The sequence below is a fragment of the Ralstonia sp. NFACC01 genome (assembly GCF_900115545.1).
Classification (GTDB): Bacteria; Pseudomonadota; Gammaproteobacteria; order Burkholderiales; family Burkholderiaceae; genus Ralstonia; species Ralstonia mojiangensis.
Genome location: NZ_FOWV01000002.1, coordinates 673,940 through 689,291, shown reverse-complemented (window position 1 = coordinate 689,291; position 15,352 = coordinate 673,940). Strand labels below are relative to the sequence as shown.

Below are 15,352 nucleotides of genomic sequence, written 5' to 3'. Positions count from 1 at the left end.
CGGCTTATTCCTCTTCCTCGACATGCTTGGTGGTGAGCGATCGCCACAGCAGGACGGGAATGATGAGCGTGAACACGATCACCTCCTTGAACGCCGACGCCCAGAACGACGAATACGATTCCAGCAGCCCCACCAGCAGTGCACCCAGCGCCGCCACCGGATAGCTCACGAGCCCGCCCACGATCGCGCCCACGAAGCCCTTCAAGCCGATCAGGAAACCGGACTCGTAGTAGACCGTGGTGAGCGGCGCAATCAGGATGCCGCACAGCGCGCCCAACGCCGCCGCCAGCGTGAAAGCCAATCGCCCCGCCTGCGTGGTCCCGATGCCAACAAGCCGCGCACCCAACCGGTTCACCGCCGTTGCACGCAGCGCCTTGCCCGACACCGTACGGCCAAAGTAGAAGTACAGCGCCACGATCATCAACACGGACACGGCCACCACCCACAGGCTCTGGCCTGACACGCTGAGCGCGCCCAGGTCAAAGCGCGCATCGGAAAACGCATCCGTGCGCGAGCCTTCCGCGCCGAACATCACAAGACCGAGGCCCACCATCGCAAAGTGCACGCCCACCGAAACGATCAGCAGCACCAGCGTGGTGGCTTCGGCCAACGGCTCATAGGCCAGGCGGTAGATCATTGGGCCCATGGGAATGACGATGAGCAGTGTCAACGCGACCTGCGCAATCATCGGCAGCGTCATCGGGGCGAGCATGCGGGCGGCGATGTACACGGCAACCGGAAAGACAAGGTATTTGCCGGCATAGATGGCACCCGTGCGCAGCGCATGCAGACGCAGTTCAGGTTGCAGCAACGTGCGTCCCATCTCGACGAGGAACGTCAGCACGCCCAGCACGACGAGCATGCTGGCCGAGAGCGGCGCCTTGTTGGCCTGGATGGCCGCCAGCGTGAGCGCGCCATACGCGACGAATTCGCCCTGCGGGATGAAGATCACGCGCGTGACAGAAAACACCAGCACGAGCGCCAGTGCCAGCAGCGCGTAGATCGCGCCCGATGTCACGCCGTCTTGCGCCAGGATGGCGGCAATCGACAAGTCCATGAAGCTCCTCGTTCTTGTAGTCGTGGAGTTCGCGCCGGATGTGAACCGGGCGAGGGGGCGCCACGAGTTACGAGATAGTAAATTTCTTACGACAGGATGAAATTGGCGACAACCCTAACGCGTCGCCCTGCTCCGCCGGTTGCTGGCCTTGGCGGGGCTGATCGCGGGCGCCTGCAACATGGCAGACAGGCGCATCACGAACGTGCGCAGCGTGTGCTCCAGCTCGCCACCGCGCTGCGCGTGAAACAGCGGTTGCAAGTTCAGCGCGATCAACACCAGCACAAGCTGCCCGCGCGCACCGAACACCGGCAGCGACAGGGCATTCACCCCCGGCAGCAGGCTACCCGTGACCCACGATGCGCCTTCGGTCCGGACGTCTTCACACAGACGGTAGTAATCGGTAAGGGAACGCGGCAGGCCGGGCAGGTCGTCGCTGGCACGCTCGTGCAGTTCGCGTTCAACGAGCGGCAGCGTCTGCTCCATCGGTTGATAGGCGCCGAACAGGCGGCCAGTGGCGGAATTGAGCATCGGCAAGACGTCGCCAATGCGCAGGTTCACGCCAGGCGCACCACCGGCCTTCTCCCAATGCACAACGGTCGGGCCACGATCGCTCCAGACGGCAATGCCAATCGTGTGACCGGTCTGGTCTCGCAAGCCGGCAAGCAACGGCCGCGTGCGGACAATGGCATCGGAACGGTTGAGGCTGGCCAGACCCAGGCGCAGCGCAAACGGGCCCAATTCGTAACGCCCGGTCAGCGGGTCTTGAGAGACCGCGCCCACGCGCTGCAGGCTCACCAGGTAGCGATGCGCCTTGGACGGATGCATGCCCGCCGCACGCGCCAAATCACCCAGCGCCATCGCACGCATGGCACACGTCAGCGCCACCAGTAATTGAGAGCCGACTTCGATGGATTGGATGCCCGAGCGGTCACGGCTTGCACGCGCGTCTTCTGCATCGCCGTCGGGTGGCAGGTCGTCTTCGACTTCCGGAGTCTCCATGTCTTGGGGGCGCATTGGCTGGGGCTGAGCCGACAAAGTGCTGCGAGCGTAGCACGCAGCTTCGCCTCGACGGCCAGTTTTTGATTTTTATGCATTGTAGAAACAATGCTTCTAATCATAATTCACGTATACCCTAGGCGCATCCCCAGACCCTGCGGTCTATGATTGCCAGCGTTCGGCATGGCTTGGTATCAGCACGCCCCAGCCCAAGCTTTTCAGCCTGAGCACGCTCAATAAAAATTCCCCCAACCGTAACTCACTACACCAGGAGTGACAGAATGGCCAAAGCCTTCGCCTCGCAAGCCGACCTCGAGGCCAAACAAGTCACCTTCACCCAGCTCTCCCCCAACGCGTACGCCTACACCGCCGAGGGCGACCCGAACTCGGGCGTCATCATCGGCGACGACTCGGTGCTGATCGTCGACACCACCGCCACGCCGGCAATGGCGCAAGACCTGATCGCACGCATCCGCGCCATCACCGACAAGCCGATCAAGCACGTGGTGCTTTCGCACTATCACGCCGTGCGCGTGCTCGGCGCGTCGGCCTACTTTGCCGAAGGCGCGCAGAACGTCATTGCCAGCCGCGGCACGTACGAGATGATCGTCGAGCGCGGTGAAGCGGATATGAAGTCTGAAATCGAACGCTTTCCGCGCCTGTTCGCGGGCGTGGAAACCGTGCCGGGCCTGACGTGGCCCACGCTGGTGTTCGAGCGCGAGCTGACACTGTTCCTGGGCAAGCTGGAAGTGAAGATCCTGCACCTCGGCCCCGGCCACACGAAGGGCGACACCGTGGTGTGGATTCCCTCACAGAAAGTGCTCTTCTCCGGCGATCTCGTCGAATACGACGCCGCCTGCTACTGCGGCGATGCCCAGCTCGAAGAATGGCCCGCCACACTCGATGCGCTGCGCGCGCTCGGCGCCGACAAGCTTGTGCCGGGCCGCGGCCCGGCACTGCTCAATCCGGTCGAAGTCGACAAGGGTCTCGCCTATACACGCGATTTCGTGTCTACCTTGCTCCAGCGCGGCAAGGAAGCTGTCGCGCAGAAGATGGACCTGAAAGCCGCCATGGCGCACACCCGCGCGGCCATGGACCCGAAATTCGGCAGCGTCTTCATCTACGAGCACTGCCTGCCGTTTGACGTGACGCGCGCCTTTGATGAGGCCAGCGGCATCAAGCACCCGCGCATCTGGACAGCCGAGCGCGACAAGGAAATGTGGGCCGCCCTGCAAGGCTGAACATGAACCCCGACTTCCAGAACCGCGTCTTCCCGTACACGCCGTGCGCCGAACAGCAACCCGGAGCGGCAACTGAAGCTCGCCCCGTCGTTATCGTCGGCGCAGGGCCGGTGGGGTTGGCCACGGCCATCGATCTCGCACAGCAGGACGTGGCCGTGGTCGTTGTCGACGACGATTGCACGCTCTCGACCGGCTCGCGCGCGATCTGTTTCTCCAAGCGGTCATTGGAGATTTTCGATCGGCTCGGCTGCGGTGACTGCATGGTCGACAAGGGCGTGAGCTGGAACGTCGGCAAGGTCTACCTGAAGGACGAACTGCTCTACAGCTTTGACCTGCTGCCCGAAACCGGCCACCGCCGGCCGGCGTTCATCAACCTGCAGCAGTACTACGTCGAGGGCTTTCTCGTTGAACGCGCGCAAGCCTTGCCGAACATCGAGCTGCGCTGGAAGAACAAGGTGACGTCCCTCACGCAGGATGCCGATGGCGTGACGCTCAGCATCGAGACGCCCGACGGCACGTATGAGCAGCGCGCGCAATACGTGGTCGCCGCCGACGGCTCGCGCAGCCCAGTGCGGCACATGATGGGCCTCGAAGCCCGCGGCCAGACGTTCAAAGACCGCTTCCTGATCGCCGACGTGCGCATGGATGCGCCCTTCCCGAGCGAGCGCTGGTTCTGGTTTGATCCGCCGTTCCATCCGAATCAATCGGTGTTGCTGCACCATCAGCCCGACAACGTCTGGCGCATCGATTTCCAGCTCGGATGGGACGCCGACCCCGTGGCCGAGAAGCAACCCGAGCGCGTCATCCCACGCGTGCGCGCGCTGCTGGGGGAAGGCGTCGATTTCGAACTGGAATGGGTCAGCGTCTATACGTTCTCGTGCGAACGCATGGACCGCTTCCGCCACGGCCGAGTGCTCTTTATCGGCGATGCGGCACACCGTGTTTCGCCGTTCGGCGCACGTGGCGCCAACAGCGGTTTGCAAGACGCCGAAAACCTCGCGTGGAAATTGCGCATGGTGCTGGCCGGCGACGCGCCCGACACGCTGCTCGACACCTACGCGAGCGAGCGCGAGTTCGCCGCCGACGACAACATCCGCCACTCCACCCGCTCGACCGACTTCATCACGCCCAAAAGCGCCGTCAGCCGGCTCTTTCGCGATGCCACGCTGCGCCTGGCCAAGCACTACCCGTTTGCGCGGACGCTGGTCAACAGCGGGCGGCTCTCGATGCCGACGGTGCTTGAAGGTTCTCCGTTGCAGACAGCGGATGAAGCGCCTTTCGCCTGCACGCTCGCGCCCGGTGCTGTCGCACTCGATGCACCGGTACGCCATGCCGATGGCCGCGCCGACTGGCTGCTCAGCCATCTGCACGGCAGCTTCACCGCGTTGCGCTTCTGCGGCGCGGGAGAACACGTCGACGCGCTGCCGCTGCCGACGCTGGCGATCTTCCCGGCCGGCGGCATGGGCACAGTCTCGGCCAACGTGACGGCGCTGGAAGACATCGACGGCCTGGTCGCGCAACGCTATGACGCGCGCCCCGGCACCACCTACCTGATCCGCCCAGATCAGCACGTCTGCGCACGCTGGCGCACGCTTGAGCCTGCCAAGCTGGCCGCTGCGTTGCTTCGTGCCACCGGGCAAACCACGCCTGCGGCAACGCCGCACGCCACTGTCTCCGCCTGAGCTGAATACCGACCGCCATGCCGCTGAACACGCAACCCAATCTGCCGCGCCCCGATGATTTTTACGAAGCGCTGATCGACGCGCATCGCAACCTGGACGACGAGCACAGCGCGATGCTCAATGCACAGCTCATCCTGCTGCTCGCAAACCATATCGGCGACATGGCGGTATTGCGTGAAGCGCTGGCGGCGGCGCGACTTGCATTGCCGGCGGCAACAGCAACCTGAGCGCCATCGCGTTTCAACAATCCAACACTTACGTTTGATCGTACTTGCGAGTGCGCAAAGCGCGGTGCTAGTATCCGCCCCGCTTACCGATCAACCATTTTGCATAGGAGGAAAAAACATCATGCGTCACCTTGCTTTCCCCTTTGCAGGCCCTTGCCTGGGTTGATCGAATCTCTCGCGCTGTCGTTCGCAGCGTCTTCGCATTGCCCGGCCTTCGGCCTGCCACATCAGTTTTTTTTCAGACCTGATATGGATAGTTCATGGGCAATTGCATCTTGCATTTGTTCGACGGCGTCTCGCTGATCGCCTCGGACGACACCTGGATCGAAGGCGACGCGATCCGACAACTTCAAACCACCAAGGCACTCGACGGCATGCGCCATGTGGCCGGCATGCCCGACTTGCACCCGGGTCGCGGCTACCCAGTCGGCGCGGCGTTTTTCTCGGTCGGCCGGTTATATCCGGCATTGATCGGCAACGACATCGGCTGCGGCATGACGCTGTGGGCCACCGATCTCGATGCCAACAAGGCCAGCCTGGACAAGCTTGAAAAGCGTCTTGGCAACATCGATGCGCCACTCGACGAAAGCTGGAGCGAGCTTGTCGCAGCATTGGCGCCGGCTGGTACCGGCTTCGATGCCGCACTCGGCACCATCGGCGGCGGCAACCACTTTGCGGAGCTGCAGCGCATCGATGAGATCTACGATGCAGAGGAACTGCCGCTGGACCCACGCCAGCTTCTGCTGCTCGTGCATAGCGGCTCGCGCGGGCTCGGCCAAGCCATCCTCGATGAGCACGTGCGCGCGTATGGGCACGCCGGGCTCGCGCAGGATGACGCGGCGTGCGCCGCTTATCTGACGCGCCACGACACGGCACTGCACTTTGCCAAGGCCAACCGCGAACTCATCGCGCGGCGCATGCTCGACCGTCTGCACGCTCAGGGCAAGGTGTTGCTCGACGTGCATCACAACTTTGTCGCACCGGCCACCGTGTTTGGCGAACGCGGCTGGCTGCATCGCAAGGGCGCGACGCCGTCGGATGCCGGCGTGCTCGTCATCCCGGGTTCGCGTGGCGATTACAGCTACCTCGTCGCGCCACGCCCGAGCGAGCACGGCTTGTTCTCGCTCGCGCACGGCGCGGGCCGCAAGTGGATGCGCAGCGAGTGCAAGGACCGGCTCGTCCGGCGCTTCACGCCCGCGCAGCTCAATCGCACGAAGCTCGGCGGCCACGTCATCTGTGAAGACAAGCAGTTGATCTACGAAGAAGCGCCCGAGGCCTACAAGCCGATCGAGAGCGTGATCGCGCCGCTGGTGGAGGCCGGCCTGGTGAAAGTGCTCGCACGTCTGCGCCCGGTATTGACGTACAAGACGCGTGGGGAGTGCTGCTGATGGTGTTACTGCAACTCTCTTCCGCGCAGGGTCCGGGCGAATGCGAGCTGGCCGTGGCGAAAGCGCTTGGGCGGCTGCAACGCGAAGCCGCAGCCGCCGGCGTCCAACTCGAACTGCTGGAACAGGAGGATGGGGAGCGCGCCGGCACGCTGCGCTCCGCCCTGATCAGCCTGGAAGGCGACTCCGAGAACGCAGTGGCTCGCGCATGGGAAGGCACAATCCAGTGGACATGCCCGAGCCCGTATCGGCCACGGCACGCGCGCAAGAACTGGTTCTTTGGGGTGGCGCGCTGTGCGGCGCCGTCGGCAACGCTACCCAGCGAGATCCACTTCGAGACCACGCGTTCGTCCGGCCCCGGTGGGCAGCATGTCAACAAGACGGAATCGGCCGTGCGGGCCACGCATATCGCCACGGGCATCAGCGTGAAGGTGCAGACCGAGCGCAGCCAGCACGCCAACAAGCGGCTGGCCGTGCTGCTGCTCGCTCATAAGCTGGCGGACCACGATGCGGCTGCCGATGCGGCACAGCGTGCGCAGCGGCGCGCGCTCCATCTGCAGGTGGAGCGCGGCAACCCGCGCCGCGTTTTCAAAGGCGAAGGTTTTGCGCCGGCAGATTAGCGCGCAGCGTGCCGGGTTCCGGCAAGCTGCCCGCGCCGGTACTCGCCTTGCCGCTCCAGCATCCAACCCGGGTATTCGGGCGGAAGCTTGCTCAGTTCGTCGAGCTGCGACAGCTCTTCTGCCGTCAGTTCGACCTTGGTGGCGGCAATGTTGTCGTCGAGCTGCTCGATCTTCTTCGCACCGACGATCACGGTGGTGACCGCGCGTTGATGCAGCAGCCAGGCGAGCGCAATCTGCGCGACCGACACGCTGCGCGCCGTGGCCATGACGCGCATGGCATCGACGCAGGTGTAGGCGCGCGCCCGGTCCACCGGCGGGAAGTCGAACTTGTTGCGGCGGCTGTCCTGTTCGCCGTGCTGCTCGCGCGTGTATTTGCCGCTGAGCAGGCCTCCGGCCAACGGGCTCCAGACCATCAGGCCGAGGCCTTCGCTGTGGAGCATCGGCACGAGTTCGCGCTCGAGGTCCCGGCCGGCCACGGTGTAATACGCCTGCAGGCTTTCAAAGCGCGCGCAGCCGAGGCGTTCCGCAATCCCCAGCGCCTTGACGATCTGCCACGCCGCCCAATTCGATACGCCCACATGGCGCACATGACCGTGTTGGACGAGCGTATCGAGCGCACGCACCGTTTCCTCAATGGGCGTGGCCGGGTCGAAACCATGGATCTGATAGAGATCGATATGGTCGAGCTGCATGCGTTTCAGGCTCGCCTTGATGCCGTCCATGATGTGCAAGCGTGAGGCACCGCGCGCATTCACGCTCTCACCGGTCTGGCCGAACACCTTGGTGGCGACGACCACGCTGTCGCGCGACACCTTCAGCTTCTTGAGCGCCTGCCCTGTCATCTGTTCAGCGACACCGTTGGCGTACACATCGGCCGTGTCGATGAAGTTGATGCCGGCGTCGAGTGCGCGCCCGATGAGGCGCTCGGCATCGGCTTGCTGTAAATCGCCGATGTGCTGCCAGATGCCGTCGTTGCCGCCGAAGGTCATCGTGCCGAGGCACAGCTCCGAAACGAACAGGCCGGTCCGGCCCAGCTGGTTGTAACGCATGTGATCGACTCCAATACGGTGGGAATGGAATGCTGAGCGCACAGGCTCAGATGCGGGAAACAACGCAGAGGATAGGACGGACCGGCCGATCCTGCAGAGCGCTCAGTGGGATGCGGGGTGATAACCCAGGCGCGAGGAGATGGCCGCGCCAGCCTGCTGCAGCAGCGCAACGTAATGCGCCTTGGTATCGGCGCCGCAACGCATGGTCGGGAACGAGATCGACAGCCCCGCGATCACGCGGCCAAAGCGGTCGAACACCGGCACGGCAATGCACAGCAGCCCGTCTTCCTGCTCTTCGTTGTCTTCGCCAAAACCTTGCTGGCGCACGCGCGGCAGGATGCTCAGCACGGCCTCGGCAGAGGCGAGCGTCTTCTGCGTGGACTTCTTGAACTCGACCTTCGACAGCACCTCGCGCGCTTCTTCCGGCGGCATGTAGGCCAGCAGCACCTTGCCGATGGCCGTGCTGTGCAGCGGATTACGCCGGCCGATGCGCGACTGCATGCGCAAGCCGTAATCGGCGTCGATCTTGTGGATGTAGATGATGGCGTCTTCGTCAAACGCGCCGAGGTGGACGGCCTCGCGCGTGAGCTGCCCGATGCGGCGCATTTCGGTGTCGGCTTCGCGGACAAGGTCGACGTTTTCCAGCGCCTTCGCGCCAAGCTCGAACAGGCGGATGGTCAGCCGGTATCGATCGGTGTCGCCTTCCTGCGCCACATAGCCGAGACCCTTGAGCGTCTGGAGGAAGCGGTGAACCGTCGTCTTTGACATGCCCAGCCGCTGCGACAGTTCGCTGGGGCCGACGGCGCCAAGCTCGCCCATCGCGGCCAGGATGGTGAACACCTTGTCGACCGCCGAGACCGATTCGGCCTTATCGCCACCGGCATCAACGGGTTCATTGGCGGACAGATCTTCCGGCTTGCGTTGCCGGGGTGTGGCTTTCATCTCTCGTGGTTCCGTGATTTCAAAATCTGGAGAGAGCATAACCGGTCTCATAGCGCGTTCCATCAATCCACCTGCCGACTTTGCCTACCGCGCCAGCCAGCCGCCATCCACTGCCAGCGTGTGGCCGTGCACGTAATCCGACGCCGCCGAAGCGAGAAACACCACCGCGCCCGCCAGGTCATCCGGCACGCCCCAGCGCCCGGCCGGAATACGCGCCAGGATCTCTTCGCTGCGCTGCCGGTCTTCGCGCAATTGCGCCGTGTTGTCGGTTTCCATGTAGCCGGGTGCGATGGCGTTGACGTTGATACCGCGCCCCGCCCACTCGTTGGCCAGCAACCGGGTGAGACCCAGCACGCCGCTCTTCGACGCCGTGTAAGACGGCACGCGAATGCCGCCCTGGAACGACAGCATCGACGCCACGTTGATGATCTTGCCGCGCCCGCCTTGCTGCACGAACTGCCGCGCCACTGCCTGCGAGAGAAAGAACACGCCCTTGAGATTGACGTCGATGACGGTATCCCAATCGGCTTCGGAAAATTCCAGCGCGTCGCAGCGGCGGATGATGCCGGCGTTGTTGACGAGGATGTCGACACGACCGAAGTTGTCCATCGCGGCTTCGACAATGCTGCCGATCGGCTCCAGCGAAGACAGATCGGCTCGCACGTCGACGAACCGGCGACCGGCCGCTTCCACGCGCGCGGCCGTCTCCGCCGGGTCGGAACGGTTGGCGCCGACGATGTCGCAACCGGCCGCCGCAAGCGCCGTCGCCATGCCCGCGCCCAACCCCGTGTTGCTGCCGGTGACGATGGCCACCTTGCCGGTCAGGTCGAACAGGCTAGCGCTCTGGAGATAGGGATTCTCGAGCCGCATGGTGTCAGCGCAGGTCGGCAATGGCGATGTGGTCCATGTCGTGGAACACCTGGTTTTCGCCGACCATGCCCCAGATGAAGGTGTACGCCTGCGTACCCACGCCCGAGTGGATGGACCAGCTTGGCGAGATCACGGCCTGCTCGTTGTGGACGAGGATGTGGCGCGTCTCCTGCGGCTCGCCGAGCATGTGGAACACGGCGGCGTTGTCGGGCAGGTTGAAATAGAAATAGACCTCCATGCGGCGCTCGTGCGTGTGGCACGGCATGGTGTTCCACAGGCAGCCGGGCTCGAGCTTGGTCATGCCCATCGAAAGCTGGCAGGTGGGCAGCACGTCGGGCACGATGAATTTGTAGATCGTGCGCCGGTTGCTCGTGGCCGGATCGCCCAGCGTTTCGGGCGACGCCTGCGCCAGTGTGATCGTGCGCGTGGGATACGCCGTATGGGCCGGCGCGCAATTGATGTAGAACTTGGCGGGCCGCGCCGCATCGTCGCTGCCGAAGACGACGTTCTGGCCGCCCTGGCCGATGTAGATCGCCTCTTCATTGCCAACGGCGTGCCGCGTGCCATCGACTTCCACCCAGCCCGCGCCGCCAATGTTGATCGCGCCCAGCTCGCGGCGCTCCAGCAGATGGCTCACGCCCATCGACTTGGCCAGCGATGCCGGCACCTCCACCGGCCGCGTTGCCGGCCACGCGCCTCCAACGATGATCCGGTCGATATGGCTGTACGTGAGCTGAAGCGCATCGCGCTCGAACACCTGTTCCACCAGAAACTGCCGGCGCAGCCCCGCCGTGTCGAGGGTTTTTGCGTGTTCGCTGTGGATTCCTTGCCGCACTTCCATGCCGTTTCTCCGTTGGGGGATGCACCGGCATGTACTGCGCCGCCGGCCGTTCTGGGTTGGATTGAAGCACAAAAAACAAAAATACGGAACGTCGATCCATATTTTTGAGATGAGGTCGGCATCAAGCTGGGTAGCGCTGCACCGCACACATTTGCGTCCGAGGGTAAACGATAAATCCGCGAAATCAAAAACATGGAACATCGTTCCACATCATCCGCTATAGTCACTCCACGATGTTGGACCCTGACCAACCGAGCCCATAGAGGCTCATGGAGGAGACGTGAAGATCAAGAAGGCGATTGACCGCATTCCGGGCGGGCTGATGCTCGTGCCACTGCTGCTGGGCGCATGCGTGCATACGTTCGCGCCCGATGCCGGGAAGTACTTCGGCTCGTTCACCAACGGCCTGATCACCGGCACGGTGCCGATCCTGGCGGTGTGGTTCTTCTGCATGGGCGCGACCATCGACCTGCATGCCACCGGCGTGGTGCTGCGCAAGTCGGGCACGCTGCTCGTCACGAAGATTGCCGTGGCGTGGCTGGCGACGCTGGTGGCTGCGCAGTTCATTCCAGACGAGGGCATCAAGACCGGCATCCTTGCCGGACTGTCGGTGCTGGCGATCACAACGTCGATGGACATGACCAACGGCGGGCTCTACGCCGCCGTCATGCAGCAGTACGGCACCAAGGAAGAAGCGGGTGCGTTCGTGCTGATGTCGATCGAATCCGGACCGCTGGTCAGCATGTTCATTTTGGGTGCGACGGGCATTGCCGTGTTTGAACCCCGGCTGTTCGTGGGCGCAGTGCTGCCCTTCCTGATCGGCTTTACGCTGGGCAATCTCGACGGTGAGCTGCGCGAGCTGTTCGGCCGCTGCGTGCATCCGCTCATTCCGTTCTTCGGTTTTGCACTGGGCAACGGCATCGACCTGCACGTGATTGCCAACAGCGGCCTCCCGGGCCTGCTGCTCGGCCTGACGGTGATCGTCATCACAGGCGTGCCGCTCATTCTGGCGGACAGGCTCATCGCCGGCGGCAATGGCGCCGCTGGGTTGGCGGCATCGTCCACGGCCGGCGCGGCGGTCGCCAACCCGGCCATCATCGGCGAGATGATTCCGAAGTTCAAACCCATGGTGCCGGCTGCCACGGCGCTGGTGGCCACGGCGTGCCTCGTCACGGCGATTCTCGTGCCGATCCTGACCGCGATGTGGGTGCGGCGTGTGGGCCGCGCGGCCCCGTTGCCCGAGCCGGAAACCGCAAGCCTGCCGCCACAGGCTGCGCACCGCGAAGCCCATTTCTGACTCCGCCTGCGATGCAGCGCACACACCATCAGAGAGGAGATTGCCCATGCTGTTGCACACGTTTGTCCGCCGCATTGCAGGCGTTGCGATGACCGCCGCGCTCGCTGCCGGCAGCGCCCTCGCCCATGCCGCCACCGATGCCGACACGGTTGCGCAGGCCGTGGAGCACATGCGCGTCGCCATGGTTGCCAGCGACGGCGCCACGCTCACCAAGTTGATCGAGAACGACCTGACCTACGGCCACTCGTCGGGCAAGCTGGAAGACCACGCAGCCTTTCTCAAGGCGCTGGACGGCACGAATGCATTCAAGTCGATTGCGCTGACCAATCAGACCGTGCAGGTCAACGGCGACAACGCGTGGGTGCGCCACGTGTTCGACTCCGTCAACAACTTGCCCGACGGCAAGACCAGCACCGCGCATATCGGCGTGCTGCAGGTGTGGAAGAAGCATCCGGACGGCTGGCGCCTGTTTGCGCGTCAGGCCTACCTGCTGCCCAAAGAATGAGCGGCGCCGCTTTCCCCGGCCGCCTGGCGGGCAAGACGGCGCTCGTGACAGCCGCTGCGCAGGGTATCGGCCGCGCCTGCGTCGAGCGCTTCGCCCGCGAAGGCGCCCGCGTCATCGCCACCGACCTGCGCATCGATGCATTGAACGATGTGCCGTTCGACGTCCGCCGCCTCGACGTGCGCGATTCCCAGCAGGTGAATGCGCTCGCTGCCGAGCTTGGCGGCATCGACATCCTCTTCAACTGCGCAGGCTTCGTGCACGCCGGCTCGGTGCTGGAGTGCGATGAGGATGCGTGGGATTTCTCGTTTGACCTCAACGTCAAGTCGATGTACCGCACCATCCGCGCGTTTCTGCCGGGCATGCTGGAACGCGGTGGCGGCAGTGTCATCAACATGTCGTCCGCCGCGTCGAGCATCAAGGGCGTGCCGAACCGCTTTGTGTATGGCGCATCGAAGGCCGCGGTGATCGGATTGACCAAATCCGTGGCGGCAGACTTTGTGGCGCGCGGCATCCGCTGCAATGCGATCTGCCCAGGCACGGTGGTGTCGCCATCGCTCGCCCAGCGCATCGATGAACAAGCCCGCACGCAAGGCAAACCACGTGCGGAAGTGGAAGCGGCGTTTGTCGCACGTCAGCCGATGGGGCGCCTCGGGCAACCGGAAGAGATTGCCGCGCTGGCCGCTTATCTGGCTTCCGACGAAGCCGCCTTTACGACGGGGCAAGTCCACCTGATCGACGGCGGCTGGTCAAATTGATACCTTGATGCCTTTCCCCCAACCGATTTGAGCCTTTCATGAAACTGCTGCGCTTCGGCCCCCACGGCCAAGAGAAACCGGGCCTGCTCGATGCAACCGGCACCCTCCGCGATCTGTCGGGCATCGTCGACGACATTGCCGGTAACGTGCTGTCGGACGCATTCCTAGCCAAGCTGCGCGACGTGGATCCCGCAACACTGCCGGCCGTCAGCGGACAACCCCGCATTGGCCCATGCGTCGGGCGTGTCGGCAAGTTTGTCTGCATCGGACTGAACTACGCCGACCATGCTGCCGAATCCGGCCTGCCGGTGCCGGCCGAGCCGGTCGTCTTCAACAAGTGGACCAGCGCCATCTGCGGCCCGAACGACGACATCGAAATCCCGCGCGGCTCCGTTAAGACCGACTGGGAGGTTGAACTGGGCGTGGTGATCGGCAAAGCCGCCAAGTACGTCGACGAAGCCAACGCGCTCGACTACGTGGCGGGCTATTGCATCGTCAACGACGTTTCCGAACGCGAATGGCAGATCGAGCGCGGCGGCCAGTGGGACAAGGGCAAGGGCTTCGACACGTTCGGCCCGCTTGGCCCGTGGCTCGTCACGCGTGACGAGGTGCCCGACCCGCAGGCGCTGGACCTCTGGCTGGAAGTGGACGGCCATCGTTATCAGAACGGCAATACACGGACGATGGTGTTTGGCGTGGCGCAACTCGTGGCGTATCTGAGCCGCTGCATGAGCCTGCAGCCGGGCGATGTCATCTCGACGGGCACGCCGCCGGGCGTGGGGCTGGGCATCAAACCCAGCCCGGTTTATCTCAAGCCGGGGCAGTCCGTGCGATTGGGCATTGCCGGCCTGGGCGAACAACTGCAGCGCACGGTCTCGGCAGGCTGAGGCCTAGCTCTCCAGCTCGGCAAAGCGCTGCGCGACCACGTTGCGCAGCCACTGGTTGCCGGCGTCCTGATGGAAGCGCCGGTGCCAGAACACATTGGTCTGCAATGCCGGCAGCTTGAGCGGCGGCGCAACGAACTCCAGCCCAAACGGCGGCGCCGCGCGCTCGGCCAGCTTGCGCGGCACCGTCACCACCAGGTCGGTCGTGCTGACGATATACGGCACTGCCACGAAGTGCGGCACGGAAAAACGCGCCGATTGCGTGATCCCCGCCTTGTCCAGCAGCGGCCCGATCGCGTTGTAAGGGCTGGCCGAACTTGCCACCACGAGGTGCGACGCGGCGCGAAAGCGCTCCAGCGTCAGCTTGCCCTCCGACAGCGCATGGCCGCGCCGGAACATCGTCACGTAATCCTGCCGGAACAGCCGGCGCTGGAAGAGGCTCTCGCCGGAAAGATCATCGAACGCGCCGATGGCGAGGTCGATGGCGCCGGCCTCCATTTCGACCTTCATGTCGAACCCGCCGGCCCGCATGGTATCGAGGCGCACGCCGGGCGCCTGCTCGGCACATAACTGCGCCAGCACCGGCATGAAATACACCTCGCCGACGTCACTCATGGCAAGTGTGAAGGTGCGCGTGGAGGTCGCCGCTTCAAAGTGCGTACGCTGGCCGAAGGCGCGTTGCAGCGTGTCGAGCGCCGTGGCGACCGGTTCTGCCAGTTGCTCGGCAAGTGCGGTCGGCATCATGCCGCGCGGCGTGCGCACGAAGAGTTCGTCGTCGAAGGTCTGGCGTAGGCGCGAGAGCGCGTTGCTCACTGCCGGCTGCGACAGGCCAAGCCGCTCGGCCACGACGGAAATGCGCTTTTCGCGCAGGATTTCCTGAAACAGCACCAGCAGGTTCAGATCGACATCCCGCAGGTTCAGCATGGCGGCGCCTCGACATTCATAAAATCAATAGCACGCATTCTCGCATTGATATTTCAAATTTTCATCCAATCCGGACA

General features: G+C 64.2%; 16 protein-coding genes. 9 read left to right on the top strand and 7 right to left on the bottom strand.

The features are described from left to right. Nucleotides 1–4 precede the first annotated feature (4 nt). Both BM136_RS07790 and BM136_RS07785 read right to left on the bottom strand, forming a co-directional pair. Nucleotides 5–1,057 (bottom strand): branched-chain amino acid ABC transporter permease, encoded by a 1,053-nt coding sequence (locus BM136_RS07790; RefSeq protein WP_092971292.1) that lies wholly within the window; start codon nucleotides 1,055–1,057, stop codon nucleotides 5–7. A gap of 114 nt (nucleotides 1,058–1,171) precedes the next feature. Beyond that, nucleotides 1,172–2,056, bottom strand: coding sequence for an IclR family transcriptional regulator (locus BM136_RS07785; protein WP_092971291.1), 885 nt, complete (start codon nucleotides 2,054–2,056; stop codon nucleotides 1,172–1,174). Nucleotides 2,057–2,334: 278 nt separating this feature from the next. Between BM136_RS07785 and BM136_RS07780 the strand changes: the two genes are divergently transcribed. The 5 genes from BM136_RS07780 (at nucleotide 2,335) to prfH (ending at nucleotide 7,208) form a co-directional block, all read left to right on the top strand. Further along, nucleotides 2,335–3,294, top strand: coding sequence for an MBL fold metallo-hydrolase (locus BM136_RS07780; RefSeq protein ID WP_092971290.1), 960 nt, complete (start codon nucleotides 2,335–2,337; stop codon nucleotides 3,292–3,294). 2 nt (nucleotides 3,295–3,296) lie between these two features. Next, nucleotides 3,297–4,976 carry an FAD-dependent oxidoreductase gene (locus BM136_RS07775; protein WP_092971289.1) on the top strand — a complete coding sequence of 560 codons (1,680 nt, stop codon included), beginning with the start codon at nucleotides 3,297–3,299 and terminating at the stop codon, nucleotides 4,974–4,976. Between the two features lie 17 nt (nucleotides 4,977–4,993). Beyond that, entirely contained in the window at nucleotides 4,994–5,203 is a 210-nt protein-coding gene (locus BM136_RS07770; RefSeq protein WP_045206515.1) for a DUF2783 domain-containing protein, read from the top strand. Between the two features lie 260 nt (nucleotides 5,204–5,463). Then, nucleotides 5,464–6,591, top strand: a complete 1,128-nt coding sequence (locus BM136_RS07765) for an RNA ligase RtcB family protein (RefSeq protein WP_092971288.1) — start codon at nucleotides 5,464–5,466, stop codon at nucleotides 6,589–6,591. After that, nucleotides 6,591–7,208: a peptide chain release factor H gene (gene prfH / locus BM136_RS07760; protein WP_092971370.1), complete on the top strand. Its 618-nt coding sequence runs from the start codon at nucleotides 6,591–6,593 to the stop codon at nucleotides 7,206–7,208. The genes BM136_RS07765 and prfH overlap by 1 nt, the downstream gene beginning before the upstream one ends. On the opposite strand, the gene BM136_RS07755 is transcribed toward prfH, so the two are convergent. The 4 genes from BM136_RS07755 to kduI all read right to left on the bottom strand — a co-directional run bounded on the left by BM136_RS07755 (nucleotide 7,205) and on the right by kduI (nucleotide 10,910). Next, a complete protein-coding gene (locus tag BM136_RS07755; RefSeq protein ID WP_092971287.1) occupies nucleotides 7,205–8,257 on the bottom strand; it encodes an aldo/keto reductase in 1,053 nt (350 codons plus the stop codon). The two genes, prfH and BM136_RS07755, sit on opposite strands and share 4 nt — an antisense overlap. 102 nt (nucleotides 8,258–8,359) lie before the next feature. Beyond that, on the bottom strand, nucleotides 8,360–9,199 hold the full coding sequence (gene kdgR, locus BM136_RS07750; protein ID WP_092971286.1) for a DNA-binding transcriptional regulator KdgR: 840 nt from the start codon (nucleotides 9,197–9,199) through the stop codon (nucleotides 8,360–8,362). An 84-nt stretch (nucleotides 9,200–9,283) separates the two neighbouring features. Then, nucleotides 9,284–10,069, bottom strand: coding sequence for a 2-dehydro-3-deoxy-D-gluconate 5-dehydrogenase KduD (kduD, locus tag BM136_RS07745; RefSeq protein WP_092971285.1), 786 nt, complete (start codon nucleotides 10,067–10,069; stop codon nucleotides 9,284–9,286). Nucleotides 10,070–10,073: 4 nt separating this feature from the next. Then, complete coding sequence (gene kduI, locus BM136_RS07740; protein ID WP_092971284.1) at nucleotides 10,074–10,910, bottom strand: 5-dehydro-4-deoxy-D-glucuronate isomerase; 837 nt, start codon at nucleotides 10,908–10,910, stop codon at nucleotides 10,074–10,076. Nucleotides 10,911–11,190: 280 nt separating this feature from the next. Between kduI and kdgT the strand changes: the two genes are divergently transcribed. The 4 genes from kdgT to BM136_RS07720 are packed head-to-tail and all read left to right on the top strand — an operon-like array spanning nucleotide 11,191 to nucleotide 14,354. Continuing rightward, a complete protein-coding gene (gene kdgT / locus BM136_RS07735; RefSeq protein ID WP_092971283.1) occupies nucleotides 11,191–12,207 on the top strand; it encodes a 2-keto-3-deoxygluconate transporter in 1,017 nt (338 codons plus the stop codon). A 46-nt stretch (nucleotides 12,208–12,253) separates the two neighbouring features. After that, nucleotides 12,254–12,712, top strand: coding sequence for a nuclear transport factor 2 family protein (locus BM136_RS07730; RefSeq protein WP_092971282.1), 459 nt, complete (start codon nucleotides 12,254–12,256; stop codon nucleotides 12,710–12,712). Beyond that, nucleotides 12,709–13,467 carry an SDR family oxidoreductase gene (locus BM136_RS07725; protein ID WP_092971281.1) on the top strand — a complete coding sequence of 253 codons (759 nt, stop codon included), beginning with the start codon at nucleotides 12,709–12,711 and terminating at the stop codon, nucleotides 13,465–13,467. Before BM136_RS07730 ends, BM136_RS07725 begins: the two co-directional genes overlap by 4 nt. 38 nt (nucleotides 13,468–13,505) lie before the next feature. Next, the gene (locus tag BM136_RS07720) at nucleotides 13,506–14,354 is read left to right on the top strand and encodes an ureidoglycolate lyase (protein WP_092971280.1); all 849 of its coding nucleotides are present in this window, start codon (nucleotides 13,506–13,508) and stop codon (nucleotides 14,352–14,354) included. A 3-nt stretch (nucleotides 14,355–14,357) separates the two neighbouring features. Here the strand turns inward: BM136_RS07720 and BM136_RS07715 are convergent, their stop codons facing one another. Next, the gene (locus BM136_RS07715) at nucleotides 14,358–15,275 is read right to left on the bottom strand and encodes a LysR family transcriptional regulator (protein ID WP_092971279.1); all 918 of its coding nucleotides are present in this window, start codon (nucleotides 15,273–15,275) and stop codon (nucleotides 14,358–14,360) included. Between the last annotated feature and the right edge of the window lie 77 nt (nucleotides 15,276–15,352).

Coding starts and splice junctions, on each gene's coding strand:
- BM136_RS07790 (WP_092971292.1), bottom strand. CDS start 1,057: ATGGACTTGTCGATTGCCGCCATCCTGGCGCAAGACGGCGTGACATCG.
- BM136_RS07785 (WP_092971291.1), bottom strand. CDS start 2,056: ATGGAGACTCCGGAAGTCGAAGACGACCTGCCACCCGACGGCGATGCA.
- BM136_RS07780 (WP_092971290.1), top strand. CDS start 2,335: ATGGCCAAAGCCTTCGCCTCGCAAGCCGACCTCGAGGCCAAACAAGTC.
- BM136_RS07775 (WP_092971289.1), top strand. CDS start 3,297: ATGAACCCCGACTTCCAGAACCGCGTCTTCCCGTACACGCCGTGCGCC.
- BM136_RS07770 (WP_045206515.1), top strand. CDS start 4,994: ATGCCGCTGAACACGCAACCCAATCTGCCGCGCCCCGATGATTTTTAC.
- BM136_RS07765 (WP_092971288.1), top strand. CDS start 5,464: ATGGGCAATTGCATCTTGCATTTGTTCGACGGCGTCTCGCTGATCGCC.
- prfH (WP_092971370.1), top strand. CDS start 6,591: ATGGTGTTACTGCAACTCTCTTCCGCGCAGGGTCCGGGCGAATGCGAG.
- BM136_RS07755 (WP_092971287.1), bottom strand. CDS start 8,257: ATGCGTTACAACCAGCTGGGCCGGACCGGCCTGTTCGTTTCGGAGCTG.
- kdgR (WP_092971286.1), bottom strand. CDS start 9,199: ATGAAAGCCACACCCCGGCAACGCAAGCCGGAAGATCTGTCCGCCAAT.
- kduD (WP_092971285.1), bottom strand. CDS start 10,069: ATGCGGCTCGAGAATCCCTATCTCCAGAGCGCTAGCCTGTTCGACCTG.
- kduI (WP_092971284.1), bottom strand. CDS start 10,910: ATGGAAGTGCGGCAAGGAATCCACAGCGAACACGCAAAAACCCTCGAC.
- BM136_RS07730 (WP_092971282.1), top strand. CDS start 12,254: ATGCTGTTGCACACGTTTGTCCGCCGCATTGCAGGCGTTGCGATGACC.
- BM136_RS07725 (WP_092971281.1), top strand. CDS start 12,709: ATGAGCGGCGCCGCTTTCCCCGGCCGCCTGGCGGGCAAGACGGCGCTC.
- BM136_RS07720 (WP_092971280.1), top strand. CDS start 13,506: ATGAAACTGCTGCGCTTCGGCCCCCACGGCCAAGAGAAACCGGGCCTG.
- BM136_RS07715 (WP_092971279.1), bottom strand. CDS start 15,275: ATGCTGAACCTGCGGGATGTCGATCTGAACCTGCTGGTGCTGTTTCAG.